At 44.2% G+C, this 15,570-nt stretch carries 13 protein-coding genes and 1 tRNA gene; 11 read left to right on the top strand and 3 right to left on the bottom strand.

Annotated elements, in window-relative coordinates; translation table 11 throughout:
* The first annotated feature begins 44 nt into the window (after window positions 1-44).
* From GC130_RS23730 to GC130_RS23715, 4 genes are all read left to right on the top strand, one after another.
* Entirely contained in the window at window positions 45-1,022 is a 978-nt protein-coding gene (locus GC130_RS23730; protein ID WP_152000858.1) for an AraC family transcriptional regulator, read from the top strand.
* Between the two features lie 58 nt (window positions 1,023-1,080).
* Window positions 1,081-1,899, top strand: a complete 819-nt coding sequence (locus tag GC130_RS23725; RefSeq protein WP_152000857.1) for a glycosyltransferase family 2 protein — start codon at window positions 1,081-1,083, stop codon at window positions 1,897-1,899.
* A 56-nt stretch (window positions 1,900-1,955) separates the two neighbouring features.
* On the top strand, window positions 1,956-3,083 hold the full coding sequence (locus GC130_RS23720) for a glycosyltransferase (protein WP_152000856.1): 1,128 nt from the start codon (window positions 1,956-1,958) through the stop codon (window positions 3,081-3,083).
* A 280-nt stretch (window positions 3,084-3,363) separates the two neighbouring features.
* Window positions 3,364-4,005: a class I SAM-dependent methyltransferase gene (locus tag GC130_RS23715; protein WP_193217976.1), complete on the top strand. Its 642-nt coding sequence runs from the start codon at window positions 3,364-3,366 to the stop codon at window positions 4,003-4,005.
* 48 nt (window positions 4,006-4,053) lie between these two features.
* Here GC130_RS23715 and GC130_RS23710 read toward each other — a convergent pair whose 3' ends face one another.
* Window positions 4,054-4,953, bottom strand: a complete 900-nt coding sequence (locus GC130_RS23710) for a hypothetical protein (RefSeq protein WP_152000854.1) — start codon at window positions 4,951-4,953, stop codon at window positions 4,054-4,056.
* Between the two features lie 247 nt (window positions 4,954-5,200).
* Between GC130_RS23710 and GC130_RS23705 the strand changes: the two genes are divergently transcribed.
* Both GC130_RS23705 and GC130_RS23700 read left to right on the top strand, forming a co-directional pair.
* Entirely contained in the window at window positions 5,201-6,322 is a 1,122-nt protein-coding gene (locus tag GC130_RS23705; protein WP_152000853.1) for a hypothetical protein, read from the top strand.
* Between the two features lie 1,072 nt (window positions 6,323-7,394).
* Window positions 7,395-8,138, top strand: coding sequence for a hypothetical protein (locus GC130_RS23700; RefSeq protein ID WP_152000852.1), 744 nt, complete (start codon window positions 7,395-7,397; stop codon window positions 8,136-8,138).
* Window positions 8,139-8,875: 737 nt separating this feature from the next.
* Here the strand turns inward: GC130_RS23700 and GC130_RS23695 are convergent.
* Complete coding sequence (locus tag GC130_RS23695; protein ID WP_152000851.1) at window positions 8,876-10,357, bottom strand: S8 family serine peptidase; 1,482 nt, start codon at window positions 10,355-10,357, stop codon at window positions 8,876-8,878.
* 32 nt (window positions 10,358-10,389) lie between these two features.
* Between GC130_RS23695 and GC130_RS23690 the strand changes: the two genes are divergently transcribed.
* Entirely contained in the window at window positions 10,390-11,682 is a 1,293-nt protein-coding gene (locus GC130_RS23690; protein WP_152000850.1) for an aminopeptidase P family protein, read from the top strand.
* Window positions 11,679-12,095 (top strand): RidA family protein, encoded by a 417-nt coding sequence (locus GC130_RS23685; RefSeq protein WP_152000849.1) that lies wholly within the window; start codon window positions 11,679-11,681, stop codon window positions 12,093-12,095. Before GC130_RS23690 ends, GC130_RS23685 begins: the two co-directional genes overlap by 4 nt.
* A 248-nt stretch (window positions 12,096-12,343) precedes the next feature.
* On the opposite strand, the gene GC130_RS23680 is transcribed toward GC130_RS23685, so the two are convergent.
* A tRNA-Pro gene (locus GC130_RS23680) sits at window positions 12,344-12,418 on the bottom strand.
* 223 nt (window positions 12,419-12,641) lie between these two features.
* On the opposite strand from GC130_RS23680, the gene GC130_RS23675 reads away from it, so the two are divergent.
* Genes GC130_RS23675 through GC130_RS23665 form a run of 3 tightly spaced genes read left to right on the top strand, consistent with a single transcriptional unit; the run spans window position 12,642 to window position 15,373 of the window.
* Window positions 12,642-13,199: an RNA polymerase sigma factor gene (locus tag GC130_RS23675; protein ID WP_226940593.1), complete on the top strand. Its 558-nt coding sequence runs from the start codon at window positions 12,642-12,644 to the stop codon at window positions 13,197-13,199.
* Complete coding sequence (locus tag GC130_RS23670; RefSeq protein ID WP_152000848.1) at window positions 13,192-14,583, top strand: hypothetical protein; 1,392 nt, start codon at window positions 13,192-13,194, stop codon at window positions 14,581-14,583. Before GC130_RS23675 ends, GC130_RS23670 begins: the two co-directional genes overlap by 8 nt.
* Before the next feature lie 4 nt (window positions 14,584-14,587).
* Window positions 14,588-15,373 (top strand): hypothetical protein, encoded by a 786-nt coding sequence (locus GC130_RS23665; protein ID WP_152000847.1) that lies wholly within the window; start codon window positions 14,588-14,590, stop codon window positions 15,371-15,373.
* The last annotated feature ends 197 nt before the right edge of the window (window positions 15,374-15,570 follow it).

The following is a 15,570-nucleotide window of genomic DNA, read 5'->3' as shown; positions in this document are numbered from 1 at the left end:
GTGCTACGTAAAACGGAGGGTTTGCTACGCAAAAAGTATTTTTTATGCCATCCAATAATTTTTTGAAATTGGCTTATGCGGATGTATTTCCATTTGCCCCTGAGGCTGAGCCCAAAGTGCAATCTAGCCTCGATGTAGAGTTCAAGCTCAAGGCCGATTTTGGCAGCCACATTTGCACCAATCATTTTTTCGAAGGAATCCAAACTTCATTTTTGTTAGCTGAATTTTCCAGTGCATTGGAAATCTCTTATGAAGAGCCCAGGCGCACTTTTAGCTTTTGCTTTAATTTTGAAGGAAACGTAGCCTCCAGGCACTGTGGGCAACGCTATGACCTTGGGAAAGGGTACTACAACTTCTTTTTCGATCCGGATCCAGCCAAGGCTCATTATTTTAATAGCGGCAGCTCATACAACATTTTTCATATGACCATTGAGGCGGAAAAGTTACTTTCGCTGATCGGCGAGGGTGACCCGCTTTATGATCGTTTTGCGGATTGTATTTTAAAGGAAAATGGGATTCCTGGCTTTAGAACAAGTTTGCCTCTTACCGTGCAAGTAAAGTCAATTATTCAGTCCATCAGGTTTTGCTCGCTAAAGGGAGCTGCCAGGCGCTTGTTTATTGAGTCGAAGGTCTTCGAGTTGCTGGCTTTGCAAATTGAGGTTTGGCAAAGGGAGTATGAAACATCTGACTTTCACCAGCCTGCGGCCAAAGATGTTGAATTGATGCATGCCATACGAGAGTATCTTCAATTGCACTTCCAGGACGATTTAAGCTTGAAAGCGATTGGTAAGGAGTTTGGAATTAATGAATGTAAACTAAAAAGTGGGTTCAAAGCTCACTTCGGAAGGACTGTGTTTGGCTATATCCAGGAGCTTCGCATGGAGTTTGCACGGCAATTACTTTCACAAAAAAGCACCACCATAAGCCTTGTAGCGGATAAACTTGGTTATCGGAATGCCAATCACTTCTCCACTGCCTTCAAGAAATATTTTGGCGAAAGTCCTAGCAATGTGAGGAGTTAGTAATGTGACGTTGGTAAATTTGAGGCCTTTGTTACATTTTGCCATCAAAAGTGAAAGCATGAAGGCTTCGGTCATCTTCAGTACATACAACTCACCCGCCTGGCTTGAAAAGGTGCTATGGGGTTTTAGCGTGCAAACGACAAAAGACTTCGAAATAGTGATTGCCGACGATGGCTCGGGGCAGGAAACCAAAGAGTTGATTGAAAGGCTGCGCCCGGAAATGGGAGTGCCCGTCAAACATATTTGGCAGGAAGACGATGGCTTTCAGAAGTCACGGATTCTTAACAAGGCCATTGTGGCGGCTGAAGCCGACTATTTGATTTTCACCGATGGTGATTGCATTCCCAGAAAAGATTTTGTTGAGGTCCATTTAAAAAGGAGAAAGCAGGGTCATTTTTTGAGCGGGGGGTATTTTTTGCTTCCCATGCAAACGAGCATAACGATTGCGAAGGAAGATATTTTGACGCAAAGGTGCTTTAAAGTACGTTGGCTTAAGGCGCATGGCCTGAAGGGAAGCATCAAAACGCTGAAGCTATCGGCAAAGGGACTTTTTCGATACCTGTTAAACGGGTTGACTAGAACCAAACCTACCTGGAATGGTCATAATTCGTCTGGCTGGAAGAGTATCATTCTGGAAGCCAATGGGTTCGACGAAAGGATGCAGTATGGCGGCCAGGATCGGGAGCTTGGGGAAAGGCTTGTAAACATGGGGATAAGTGGTGTTCAAATAAGATACAGTGCGATTGTCGTTCACCTTGACCATAAAAGAGGTTATAGAACCCAGGAGTCGGTGTTGAAAAACAGAGCCATACGAAAGAATACCAGGGACTCCGGCAAGAAGAGGACTGAGTTTGGGATTGTCAGAGAAAATGTTTGACAAAACCTGTTAAATTGATAGCTAGTAAACCGAAACCCTCCACTTCAATATAGAAAATGAGAATTTGTATCGCTCGCTCCCATAAGAATGTCTTAACCCAGACATTCATTAGAAATCAGATCAAGGGACTGTCAGAGCGAGCTGAAGTATTTCCTATTTATTCGGGCAGACTTCCGCAGCGTTCCGACGATGGAAAGCTGCTGTCGCCATATCCATTTTGGCTCATTCATCAGGTTTATAAGTGGATTACCGGGCATCAAAGCAACTATTTTGGAAATTATGGGATATCAAGGCTTTTGAAGATTAATAAAATTCAGGTGGTGCTGGTCAATTTTGGAACAACGGCTTCACACTTTGTTCCTGTTTGTAAGCAAGCAAACATTCCTCTAGTCGCTCATTTTCACGGAAGAGATGCTTCCAAGAGCAAGGTTTTCAAGCAGTATGCATATGGCTACCAGCGGTTGTTCAAGTATGCCGCTGCCATTGTCGCCGTATCTACCGAGATGAAGAAAAAGTTGATAGAGGTGGGAGCCAGTGCCGACAAGATTTACATCATACCCTATGGCGTTGATTTGTCCATTTTCAAGCCATCGGACAAACCCAAAACTGACCGGCCAGTATTCCTGACTGTTGGGAGATTTGTTGAAAAGAAGTCTCCACAATCCACGATCAAAGCCTTTACAATCGTGCTTAAGTCAATGCCAGAGTGTCAGTTAATAATGGTAGGCGACAAGTCAGGAGAATTCGACAAATGTGTTCAGCTTATTGATGAACTAGGCATTCAAGAGTCAGTAGTATTTGCCGGGGGCATGCCTCATGCGGAGATTATCGATTTCATGAACAGGGCAACAGTATTTGTCCAACATTCTGTCCAGTCCGGAGACGGCGACATGGAAGGTACGCCCAATAGCATTCTTGAAGCAGGGGCGTGTGGACTTCCGGTAGTTAGTACTTTACATGGAGGAATTAAGGACGCCGTAGTTGAAGGTGAGACAGGCTATTTGGTGGCAGAGCATGATATTGAGGGAATGGCCAGACAAATGCTGAGGCTCGCACAAGATTCAGATTTGGCCGCTGAGATGGGGAGAAAGGCCCGTCTGCGCATAGAACAGGACTACAATATTCACACTCAGGCTGATAAGCTCTTCCATCTCCTACAGACTGTGGCAGACGAATCCAAGTAAGCTCACACCTACCTATTTCTCTCGCTACTCGGCGCTAAACGCAAAAGCCGGTATTGATGAAGCTCACTGAACACGGAACAGTCTTGTAAGCTTAAGTATTTTTATTAATATGCTATGTAATGGTTTAATGGGAAAGTATGGTCATTCTTCGTAATCTTAAAAATTTATGCCTTCGTATTCACTACAGTATAGGTCTGGGAAATCAGGTCTAATACAATTTCTTCTCCATACACGTAATAGGTTAATCAGAAAGGTGAAAAGAGACCTTGAGCTACCATGGATGAAGCAAAAAGAAATAGAAGTGTTGTGGGAAATCTTGAAAAACAGAAGACCTGAAAATAGCCTCGAATGGGGCTGCGGTTATAGTACTTCATACTTCACGGGGCTGTTAAAAGGGTCTTTTAAGTGGACAAGTATTGAACATATTGAGGAGTGGGCAGCTGTGGTTAGAAAAAAGAATAAAGGAGATAATGTTGAAATAAGATATGTACCTTCAGACGTTCCTGGTGCTAAGGGAGAAGGAACGTTTGATCAATACAAGAGTTATATAGAATCGCCTGAGAAAGGAAAACCTTATGATTTTATACTTATTGACGGAAGAGCCCGAAAACACTGCGCCAAAAAGGCGTTTGAGATGATCGCAGATGATGGCGTTGTGGTTATTCACGATGCCAATAGGGAGTCTTACCTCAAGTACATGCGGGATATTCCACATCAACTTTTGTTGCAAGACTATCGCACCAAGGAGGGCGGAATGTGGATTGGATCTAAAGCACTGCCTCTGGAATCTGTCATTGATATTGAACACCACAAAAAGGCATGGAAAGTGCAAACTACGATTTCGAGGGTCGTGCAGTTGAGATTTATTTCAGATCGCTTTCGCAGTAACAAACCTGAAAAAGGGTGGAAACCAGCAGACTAATCCCCACAGTAAGTACTAGCCAGAAAAATCTCACCCTAGTTTTAACTATCAGTGGTAGTTGAAAATAAATCCAATGCCATCCATAACGTGAAACTTCTCAATGTCGACAAGCTTTGTGTCCGGTTCAATAAACGCTAGTTCGCTATTCCCGTAAAATGAACCCCACATCGTATATGTGCTTGGAGGCCCAATTAGATAATCACATTTAGCAAAGGAGTATGGGTCTTCAATTAGATTGCCGGCCCCTAAAAAAGCATCATATCCTTGAAAAAAGTTTTCATCAAGCGCTTCGTCTGAACAAACCAAAAACTGAACTTCTTTTCCTTTGCTTGCAAAGTGGGACTGTAGATAGGCCATGTTTGAAAGATAAATATCATCCGTATAAAAGAATATTCCCTTTCTGAATGTTCTGTAGTCATATTTGCGCATATGCACTCCTATCAAGACTTTTTTGTGATTTCTGTACTTAGAAAATAGGGCGTCGATATTTTGCAGGTATCGATCCTCTGGCTGAAAAATTTTAAGAATTTCCTTCTTATGCTTATTCAGGTTTCTATCATCCTGATAGCGAAAACCACCGTTTCTGACTATTACTTGTTTTCTTCCTACCAGTTGCAAGTAGGTTTCAGAGTTCAAATCAAGGAACTCATGCTTGGCCAGGTGATAAATAAAGTGCTTTTTACCTTCGGGCTTAATGCGAACTAAAATCTCAATTTTGGCTTGCATAAACCAATACCAAAGGGTGTCTACAAGCTTAAGTTTGTGAAGTGTAGTTTTGATAGGATAGCCTAAAAAGTCATTTTCCTTACAACTCGGGAAGTGTTTGATGTATTCGTCGAAATTTCTGTATATCAATGAATACTTATACTCTATGGCGTTCGATACAAAATAACTGAAAATCCATAGTCGGTTGGCTAGGCGGCCATATTTTTTGCCAAGAATTACCATGAAGTGAGGAAAGCTTTGGGCTATTTGAAGTTTGTAATCTTTTTTTAAAAGTATAAATATTTTCCGAGTAGCACATTTTATTTAAAAAAGATTGAATGAAAAATTGCTTCAAGATATTGAGTTGGACTAGAGAGGTACATCACTTACTTTGGTGGAGATTTGTGATGGCGTGACCCTTGGTTATTGACAAGTACAGTCGCAGCCAGCTCTTCCAAAAACTTTAGTTTGTCAAAACTAACTATACTCAATGAACCTCAAGTCAGCAGAACGAACCATAAAAAGAGTACTCAATAATATAGATGTAAAAAGCCATCGAAGATACCGATCGTTGATGCTCAATCGGTCAATAACTGGAATAGATGAACAATCTCATGATGGGCGGGCGGTTGTAATCAATTATAAAAGTGAGTATTGGCATTATGACAGAGGTAGGTATGCCTACTTATTGTTCATAGCTCTGAAAAGAGCGGGTTTCAAAGTTTACTTGAGCAACAACTTTTCGTTCCTGTCGAGACTGACGAAGTATAAAGAGTTGCTTTTGGCAGAAGACTTCGGAATTGTAAGCAACCTGCCTTTCGATAGAGATGCGCTGTGGTTCCCCTTTACGAAGCAGACAATTATTATAGTTAACCTCGGAACTAGATCAAAAAATAAGTCATTAGGCGAGAACTATTTGCCGTTTCCTTATATGATGCATCCACAGATTTATGCGAATGAGATAGATTTGGGATTGATTGATCTTCGACAAAATGAGAAAGTTGGCCGAATTATTTTTGCGGGGAATGTGAATAAAAAGCAGTACTCTTCAGGAAGAGTGGACTCTTATTTTGGTAAAGTGCCGAGATACGAGTTGTTATCTTTCCTCGAAAGTACTTTGATGCAGAATGAGCTAAGAATTATTAATAAAGATAAGGAAGTATTGTCGAGTGATGGTTTTTCAAACGCACTTACTATTGCAAGGAGCGAGGCGGTTTTTATTCCTTTTGTGGAGTGGTTACCGGGGCTTAGTCGTTTTGATTTTTTTCTAGCCTGTCCGGGTGCGCACATGCCGATGTGTCACAATGTTATTGAAGCCATGGCGGTTGGCGTGATTCCAATACTTGAATACCCTGAATATTTTCATCCATCACTTACTCCAGGCGTTAATTGTATCACCTTCGAGGGAACGGAGAATGTGCATACAAAAATCAGGGAGGTTCTTAATTTTTCGGAAAGCAAGATTGATGAATTACGAAAAGGAGTGATTGAATACTATGATCGATTTCTAGCACCAGAAAGTTGGGTTTCTAGAATGAAAACTCAGTCAATTCATACCGAAGGAAATTTGTCATTTAATTCTTGGGCCGTCAATGACAGCATCATCTCCTAGTTTATGTACAAATTAATTATGCGACATAATGTTTAAAAAATTTTTGATCTGCACCCTGGCTGGTAGATGACTACTACTGAATTTTTTTCTTCGCTTCATTTCCTTTTCTAGACCAATAATTGATTTAATTTTTCAAGTTTTCAGCTTCTTATCCTTCTTGTAGGACGTTCCCTCGTCATTACATTAACCTCCTTTTTGGCCATATCAAGCCAATTCCTAGGTTTTGGCGTCTAGTAAGACTCTATCACTAGCTATTTAGCTAACACTATTATGGGTAGCATGCTGGCTAAATTAGCTTGAATAGAGGCAATTTAAAGGCCTGAACTTAGCAGATTTTATAAATAGGTTTTAAATGATAAAAAGTGCAAAGAATCCTGTCCGCTATCAAATTGGGAGGACTTTGTTTGTAGCATTTAACGATTCGAAGTTCTAGATGAAGAAAAAAAGACCACGGTCGGGTTTGCAAAGGTTACAGAAATATTAATTCAGCGACATCTGATGCTTCATTTTATAAGGGAAAGCTTGGTCTTGCGAAAAGCGCTCAAACTTCTTTTTGAGATGTCTACTACTGCAAAAGGCTGCTCTTCATCGGGTGATGGCCAGAAAATACAGGATTTAGCAAACCGCAGCTTGATTAATTATGGCCGAGGTAAGAAAGGTGATGGCCAGTAGCGTCCAGTTCACAATAACTGGTACCTGTGAATTAGACGAAATACTCATTGGTGGCCGGCCGGAAGGAAGATAAGCCGGACAGAGGAGCTGTAGGCAAGAAAAGAGTGTAGTTATTGAAAAGGTACTAAAGCAGGGATTAAAAGGGCGTATGTGGTTGAGGTAGCTGGTTTTTCCAACTCCTTGCTGCGAAAAAAGAGGGCATCGATACTTTGAAGGCAATCTTACACAACATGACCAAGAAGATGAAATGGTTGCTAACTCGCCCGTGCTTAATCTGCACTTAACTATATTCAAGTTATAGTTGGAAGGTTGTTATCAGTTAAAAATTTTTTATTAAGAGGTATAGTATATGCCATTTATTGCATATATAATTGTAAAATTTTAACTAAAGAACAGCTATATGAAAAACTATTTAATGTTAGTATTAATGGGGTTGGTGTTTGTATCTTGTCATGTCGATGACGATTTTGCTGAAATTGAAATCGAGGAAATAGACACAGAATTCAGAATAAGAGATATTAATGGTGAACTTGTTAAGGCACTCCCTGTTGATTTACTTAAATCAATAGAAATTGATTTGATAGGCAAGGGCAAGTTGGCAAAAGCCAGTCAAGTCTTCAAACTTTATGACGCTTCAACTGGTCAGCTAAACAGTGCCTATTTACCAAAAGGTGAGAGTAATGGGAGAATGAATGATACGCAATACGGGCCTAATGATGTATTTGGATATTGTCATCAACAGGATTATGGAGACATTGGGCCCTTCAGCCAGGCTGAGTACTTAGGAGTTGAGCAGCCCACTCAATATGTTGGGCATACCGGTCAGTCAAAAAAGCTTGAGGGAATGTGGTTAACAACTTCGGCGGCTCTAGTTCCAACTCGACCAGCTGTTTACTATGCACTTAGGTATGGAGATTTGACATGGTCTGCAAATGCAACTTGGGGGCAGTTTACTGGCACCAGGGGGCAGTCCAAAGCAACTATTGGGCTTAAAATTTGGTCTACTAATCCGTCTTTTTCAACGTGGTACAAGGCACATAACGCTACTGTCGGATGGAATCAACCTTGGAAGAGCGATGGACAGTTTTCAGGTGTAACTAACAAAAGAATGGAAGCATTCGCATTCTATATATTACAATATTAATTACTGTCCGACGAACCTTTACTTTGAATAGAAAGAGGCTGAGATACGGTTTTTTTGGGGTGTTTTTAGGTTTCAAAAAAACACCCCTAACTCGACCACTCAATTTTCAATTACACTATCCGGCTGAAACCAATAACAGAGTGTGCTTCCGTGTTAATCTGGAATGCATAGAGTTTAGTATAGAGCGAAGGTTTTGCCGCTGCATGACCAACTTGCGAAAGTGTTCTGTCTGTTGATCATGCAGGGAAGCAGAGTGAAGAGTAAGTATAGTATCAATGAGACCCAAATTTTCGATTTGATACTGTTCTAACTGTTCGACAAAAGGCATTTGAGTTCAAATTAAGGTCTCGCCTGCCTAAAAAGAACTTCTATGACCAGCCAGCTCTGATATTGGAGGCCTATAGTCGTAAAAATATAGCCTACCAAACTGGAAAGAACTGTAATTTCTTACCTAAGCCAGGGTCACAACAGGGAGACATCGTAGTATTATTTCCTGGAAATTTTTAATCCATAATGTTTGAGAGCGGTCTTTAGATCTTTCAGCACGTTGATTAACTTAGCGATAGGTGATAAGTCCTTTGTGAAAGAAGAATATCGCCCTTTCGGGAGGTTGAGCACTTTTAGTAATGTGTTTTGGTTGGTAGAGGCCACCCTCAGCCAGATGAAGTTTGGTGCTCACTGCGATAAATTCGTTTTGTAAATACTTTTATGCCTGCTCTCTTTTACCACTTATCGGTCTATTTAAGCCACTCCACCTCCATCACCAGTTCGTGATCAACCACTACCGTGGTGAACTTTGAATTTTCAAACTGCTTCACCTGAAGGCTGTTTGCCTCGATGCTGAAAAACTCCTGTTTTATCACGTTGAACCTGTCCTTTTTATGATAAAGGACTATGCTCTTTTTGCCTTCGCTCTCTAGCCTAATTGACTTCTTCTTATTCGCTGATATTGGAGCGACGAACTGTGGTTCGGTCATCTCCGTCAGGCCCTGGGTAATTTTCGAGAGCAGCCAGTTTGAACTGGGCACACCAAAGCCAATATAATTGTTTGGAGCCCCGGCGAGGTGGCCAGATTGTAAAATAAGTGCTTTGAGGGCAGTATTTGTCAGAGCCGGAGACTTCTCCCACAAGCAGGCAGCCAGGCCGGTGATCACTGGTGCAGAAAACGACGTGCCGGATGAGGCAAAGCAGCTTATGTCGGGTTTTAAAAACTGGGTAAAGTCAGTACCCGTTGAGCTGAAGGGCATTTTTCGCCAGAACTTTAGATCGGTCGAGCCAACCGACAGCACACCTGGGGCATCTGCCGGTACGTCAACCACCTTCCAGTCGCTGTCGCCGTCGTTTCCCGCTGCCACCACAATGAGCATCCCTTCTTCTTCTGTTGCCCTTTGGCAGGCAAGGCTAGCCAATGCGGTTTTTCCGTCCATCATTGCAGGCGTGTAGTTTTCTGCCGGGTTGTCGTAGTTGGTATTGTAGCCCAACGAAATATTGACCAGCTTTACCTCCAGGCTGTCCATCCACTCCAGGGCTGCGATGAGGAAATCTTCTTCCTGCCGCTGCTCCCGGGCTCCGTGGTCTGTGCGGGCCAGGTAGTAGTCAGCACCCGTGGCCAGGCCAAACTGAATTCGCTTTTGAGCATTGTATCCGCCCGTCAGCTCCCACACCTCAGTGCCATGCTGATCATCCAAACTTCGGGAGCCACCGAACGGAATGGTATCTGACGGCTGTAGATAGTTGCGAAATGCTTTTAGCCTGCCATCTGCAATAATCGATGCCAGAGATGCATTCTCGTCAGCCCCCAGAAAGCCGCCATCGATGATGCCAATTTTAACACCTTTTCCGGTCAGTCCATCCTCGATAATCGCTTTGGCACCAATTTGCTCCAGGGCAAAGCCCAGCGCAGGCTCGTCAAATGAACTTCGCAGCAGTTTCAGCGGAGTCACGATTCTGCTGCTGTCTACGCCATCCACCACGTGACCAAGAGCTCCATGGGCCGACCATGCGTGAAACCACTTGCTCCAGGTCACCGGTTCCAGTTGGTGGTTTTCAAGTATTTTTCGGCTTTCAGTTTTCGAAATATCTTCGCTAAAGAAATACCAATACTTGTCTTGCGCACGAACAGGCAGGAATTCGAGCAGCAAAAGACCGATGAACGAGACTTTTAACAGCCCGTACCATCTTCTGAAATGTTTCCGATGTGCTATCTTTGAGTCAGACATTGTCCAATGATGAATTAAATCTAACTAATAGAATGAGATATCGCCCGGCAGGAAAGGAGCTTTTTACTTACAACAGAGAAAAGCTACAGAAAAGATTGAAGCCCAATAGTGTGGCTATTGTGAGAGCCAACGATATTATGCCAACCAATGCCGACGGCACCATGGGCTTCAGGCAAAACGCTGATCTCTTCTATCTTACCGGAATCGATCAGGAGGATACCATCGTGCTGCTCGCACCTGATTTCCCGGATGAGAGCCTCAGAGAGGTGCTCTTTCTACGGGAGACGAGCGAAGAGATAGCGATTTGGGAGGGGCACAAGTTTACAAAAGAGGAAGGCCGTGAGATTAGCGGTATCACAACGGTGAAATGGTCGCATGAATTTCATAAAGTGTTGTACACCATTCTGGCGGAGAGCACCAACATTTACCTGGAATCGAATGAGCATATAAGGGCAGCTTCAGAAGTAACCACCAGCAATCAGCGCTTTGTAAAATGGTGCATGGAGCACTATCCCTTGTACAACTACGAAAGACTTGCTCCGATACTATATGACTTGCGATGCATAAAATCAGAGAAGGAGATCGAAATCATCAAACACGCCTGTGATATCACCGCTAACACCTTTCGAAAAATGCTGGGGCTGATCAAGCCAGGTGTGTGGGAATACGAAGTGGAGGCGGAGTATATATATGAGTTTGTTCTTCATCGCTCCAGAGGCTTTGCCTATACCCCTATTATAGGAGGGGGCGCCAATTCATGTGTGTTGCACTACATCGAAAACAACCAGCAACTTAAATCCGGTGATGTGCTGTTGATGGACGTTGGCGCTGAATACGGCAACTATAATGCTGATCTTACCCGCACTGTGCCTGTAAGTGGTAAGTTTACTAAACGGCAAAGGGCGGTGTATGATGCGGTGCTGCGTGTCAAGAACGAGGCCATTGATATGTTGACGCCTGGTGGCGTGATACCTGAGTTCCATAAGGAGGTTGGGAAAATTATGGAGGGCGAACTTTTGGGGCTTGGTTTGCTCGACAAGACAGATATTAAGAACCAGAACCCTGAGTGGCCTGCTTATAAGAAATACTTTATGCATGGTACAAGCCACCATCTGGGTATCGATGTACACGACGTAGCCAGTATTTACAAGGTATTTGAACCGGGAATGGTTTTCACAGTTGAGCCGGGGATTTATATCCGTGAAGAAGGGCTTGGAATCAGAATTGAAGACAATATTGTGATCACCGGAGAGGGCCATATCAACTTGCTGGCAGGTGCGCCCTGCCATGCAGAGGAGATCGAGGATTTGATGAACAGGTCGTGAAAAATGCTTTCAACGCAGAAGGAGCTCCCGAACCGGTAGGGCTTTATCCACATGCCCGCAAGGTAGGAAACTTACTTTTTCTCTCTGGGGTGGGGCCCAGGAAAAAGGGGACGAAGGAAATCCCGGGCGTCGAACTAGACGAGGCCGGACATATAGTCTCCTACGACATTGAAGTGCAGTGCCGTTCGGTTTTTAACAATGTAAGACTGATTCTTGAATCATCGGGTAGCAAGTGGGAAAACCTGGTGGATGTGACTGTATTTCTCACCAACATGAAAGACGACTTTGCTGCCTACAACCGCCTTTACGCAGAATATTTCAAAGACAACCAGCCCTGCCGAACCACGGTGGAAGTAACTGCTTTGCCCACGCCTATTGCAATTGAGCTAAAGTGCATAGCCACTGTTGAATGAAAAAAGCCAGCACAATGGCTGGCCTTTTGTCGAGGTGAGAAGATTCGTACGGGGGCGCCCAGCCTTCCGACGTCTACGTCCCTGCAATAATTTGGCTTTTAAATAAAACAGAAAGGCCAGCATTTCTGCTGGCCTTTTGTCGAGGTGAGAAGATTCGTACGGGGGCGCCCAGCCTTCCGACGTCCACGTCCCTGCAATAATTTGGCTTTGAATAAAACAGAAAGGCCAGCATTTCTGCTGGCCTTTTGTCGAGGTGAGAAGATTCGAACTTCCGACCCCCACGTCCCTAACGTGGTGCGCTAACCGGGCTGCGCTACACCTCGATTCCCCAAAAGGGATTGCAATATTAGTAAAACACCCGTACATTCTAAAAGTCGACTCTCATTAAATTAGAGAAGAGGTGACAATTTTTCTCCCGGTATTGTATGATATCCTCCGGTGAGGCAACGCTTCTGTTGTTTTGACTGTAAGAAGTATAGTTTTTTTAGCAGGCAACCTTTTCAACTAGTTACCATGTACTGTTTATAAAGACCTCAACCACCGTCATTGAAAGATTCTGATCATAGCGAGCTGAAGCGAATTATTAAAGGCTGCATGAATGGAAGAAGGGCTCAGCAAAAAGAGCTCTATCAGTCATTCTACAGCTATGCTATGAATATTTGTGTACTCTACGCAGAAAGCAGGGAAGATGCGGTGGAAATTATGAATGACGGCTTTATGAAAATATTTAAGTACATCGGCAAGTTCGATCTTTCCAGGCCGTTCGTTCCCTGGCTGCGGAGGATCATGATCAATGCAGCCATCGACCGAACACGGAAGGATCTTCGATTTAATGAGATGAAGGACCTCGAAGAAGCGGAGTCGGCGGAAAGCGCTGACACGGTAATATCAGGTATTTCGCATGAAGAGATACTTGGGATATTGAAAAATCTCTCACCAGCGTATCGGACGGTGTTTAACTTATATGCCATTGAGGGCTACAAGCATGAGGAAATAGCCAGGCAGCTGGGGATATCTGTTGGAACGTCAAAATCTAACTATGCTAAAGCCAGAAAGAGACTTCAGGAACAATTGAAAAACTTCTTTGAATCGGAAAATGTCTGATAAGGAGCAAAATATCGAAAACTTTTTCAAGAAGAGACTTGGCCAAAAGGACTTTCCTTTCAGGGAAGAAGACTGGCTGCTGATGGAGGCCCGGCTCGACGCATCTGCTATTTCTACAGGAGGAGGAGGGAGTTCTTTTGTAGGGCTGAAGGCTGTTGCAGCAGTAGTAGTGCTTACCGTCATCGCTTTCTTATCAGGGTGGTTTCTTAAAGAGTATTTTGATAACCGGGAGAGCAAAAATGGAGAGATCGGAAGAGTAATCCAACCAAAAAATAGTGGCGCATCAACTCTTCAAATGGATAGCCCGGCAACAGAGGAAAGCGTAAGCAAGCCGAAAATTTTAAACGAGAATCAGCCAACGGAAACCGACGCCAAATTTCCCGGCATAGAGGAGCTGTCAGATAGAAACGGAGAAGTTTCGGCTTCGAGGGCAGCGGGTATTGCCAGTGAAGACCGGGCGGAGCAAAGAGGATCCTCTTCTCAGCAAACAAGAGCAAAAGAGCCAGCCGGAGCCATCTTTGATGCCGACAAGTCACAAGTATCAAATGGAAACAAAGTGGTGCCCCAAACACTGCAAACAGCAGATCACCCCGGTGTGGGAAACGTAAATGATTTTTCAGAAATAGGTCTCAAAGATGGAGAGCGTCCGGCGGTAATCACCCACCTGAGCAGCAAGCCATTGGCACATTCCCCGCTGGTCGGTTACAAGGCAGCCCTTAACCTGGCACCGCTGTATGCGCCCAATCCACCAGAGGCAATTCCTGACGAAGGTTTTTACCGGTTTGCGGTTGGACTGGCCGCCTCTCCGGATGTAAGCAGTATCGGCTTTCACCCTAGTTTGAAAGAAATAGGTAAGGGGTTTGGGTTTTTAGCTGAGTATAGCCCTGGCAGGCGATGGAAGCTATCCGGTGGTGTGTATAAGTTCGACAAGGTATATGCCGCCGGTGCAGGCGACTACAACCCACCGTTTGGGTCGGGCTGGCCCGGTGGGATAGAACCGATTCGCACAGACGCTTCGTGTAGTGTGCTGGACGTACCCATAACTGTCAGCTTGCAGGTGGTTAATATTGGCAGAACCCGGATTTGGGTGAGCGCAGGTATGTCATCTTACTGGATGCTGTCAGAAAACTATAGCTACGTCTACGAGGACGGCGTGGAGGGGCGCTACAAAGGTTGGTCCGGCGAAAATTGGAGCAACCATCCCCTCAGCGTGGTTTCAGCTTCATTCAGCATCGAGACCTATCTGACCAGGCATTTTTCAGTGCAGCTAGAGCCTTTTGTAAAAGCCCCGCTGGGTGGAGTTGGTTACGGTGATGTGCATTTGTTCACCACAGGAACCCTGGTCACAGCCAAATATCATTTTTTAAAAAAAACCATAAACTAAGACTATGAGAAGAAATTTACTTTTATTAACAGGACTCGCCGTATTTCTTTCCTCTTGCGGGGGAGGCGACGAAGATGCCACCCCAGACTGCACTGTCAGCGACCTTGTCGTATCCATTGCAGGGTCGTCAAACGATGTTTGCGGACAAGGAATAGGGGAAATAGAAGCAGCGGCAACTGATGGAGCCGGGAGCTATGAGTTTTCTATCGACGGGCAATCGTTTCAAAGCAGTGGGCTTTTTACCGGGTTAGAGGCAGGTGCCTACACAGTAACCGTGAGGGACGCCAATGACTGCATGAAGACTGTGACTGCAAGTCTCTCTGATGAAGGCGGCCTCACCATCGAAGCTACTTCCACTTCCTCGACCTGTGGGGCGTCGACTGGTGCAATTGCCGTTGAAGCCACGGGTGATGGTGGCAATTTCCAGTACAGGCTGGATGATGGTGCCTTCGGCAGCGCAAGTGAGTTCACCGGGGTTTCAAGCGGACTTCACATTGTCACAGTTAAGGATGAGATTGGTTGTGAAGAAGACAAAGAGGTTTTGGTGTTGTCAGGCGTGAGTTTCAAAGATCAGGTTTCTTCAATTATCTCCACCAATTGCGCCGTCGCCACATGCCATAATGGAACCGCCGGCATACCAAACTTCACTTCATTTGGAGCTATTCAGGAAAATGCTGCCACTATAAAGGTGAAAACGGGCAACAAAACAATGCCAAAGGTGGGTTCATTAACTGATTTGGAAATTCAAACAATAGCTTGCTGGGTCGACGACGGTGCCAAAGACAATTAAAATGGTGTTTTGCATTTTGATTTGCGACTGAAGCGTGTGTATTACTAAAAAAGGGGCCATTTGGCCCCCTCCTGACTTCCGCACTTTTTTATAAGATTATCGAAAATCCTCAATTAAGTTAAAATAGAGGGGTTTTTGACGGTGTCTTGGGTGTCCCAGAGAGGCTTTTGCTAGCTTTATGCATGTTCATACGCCAA

Source organism: Imperialibacter sp. EC-SDR9 (assembly GCF_902498805.1).
GTDB lineage: Bacteria > Bacteroidota > Bacteroidia > Cytophagales > Cyclobacteriaceae > Imperialibacter.
The sequence above is the reverse complement of the archived record's forward strand: the minus strand, read 5'-3'. Positions and strand labels throughout refer to the sequence as shown.

What these genes read in the sequence shown, in the direction of transcription:
- GC130_RS23665 (WP_152000847.1), top strand. Translation starts at nt 14,588, where the DNA reads ATGAGAAGAAATTTACTTTTATTAACAGGACTCGCCGTATTTCTTTCC.
- GC130_RS23715 (WP_193217976.1), top strand. Translation starts at nt 3,364, where the DNA reads ATGAAGCAAAAAGAAATAGAAGTGTTGTGGGAAATCTTGAAAAACAGA.
- GC130_RS23700 (WP_152000852.1), top strand. Translation starts at nt 7,395, where the DNA reads ATGAAAAACTATTTAATGTTAGTATTAATGGGGTTGGTGTTTGTATCT.
- GC130_RS23725 (WP_152000857.1), top strand. Translation starts at nt 1,081, where the DNA reads ATGAAGGCTTCGGTCATCTTCAGTACATACAACTCACCCGCCTGGCTT.
- GC130_RS23690 (WP_152000850.1), top strand. Translation starts at nt 10,390, where the DNA reads ATGAGATATCGCCCGGCAGGAAAGGAGCTTTTTACTTACAACAGAGAA.
- GC130_RS23670 (WP_152000848.1), top strand. Translation starts at nt 13,192, where the DNA reads ATGTCTGATAAGGAGCAAAATATCGAAAACTTTTTCAAGAAGAGACTT.
- GC130_RS23720 (WP_152000856.1), top strand. Translation starts at nt 1,956, where the DNA reads ATGAGAATTTGTATCGCTCGCTCCCATAAGAATGTCTTAACCCAGACA.
- GC130_RS23730 (WP_152000858.1), top strand. Translation starts at nt 45, where the DNA reads ATGCCATCCAATAATTTTTTGAAATTGGCTTATGCGGATGTATTTCCA.
- GC130_RS23695 (WP_152000851.1), bottom strand. Translation starts at nt 10,357, where the DNA reads ATGTCTGACTCAAAGATAGCACATCGGAAACATTTCAGAAGATGGTAC.
- GC130_RS23710 (WP_152000854.1), bottom strand. Translation starts at nt 4,953, where the DNA reads ATGGTAATTCTTGGCAAAAAATATGGCCGCCTAGCCAACCGACTATGG.
- GC130_RS23705 (WP_152000853.1), top strand. Translation starts at nt 5,201, where the DNA reads ATGAACCTCAAGTCAGCAGAACGAACCATAAAAAGAGTACTCAATAAT.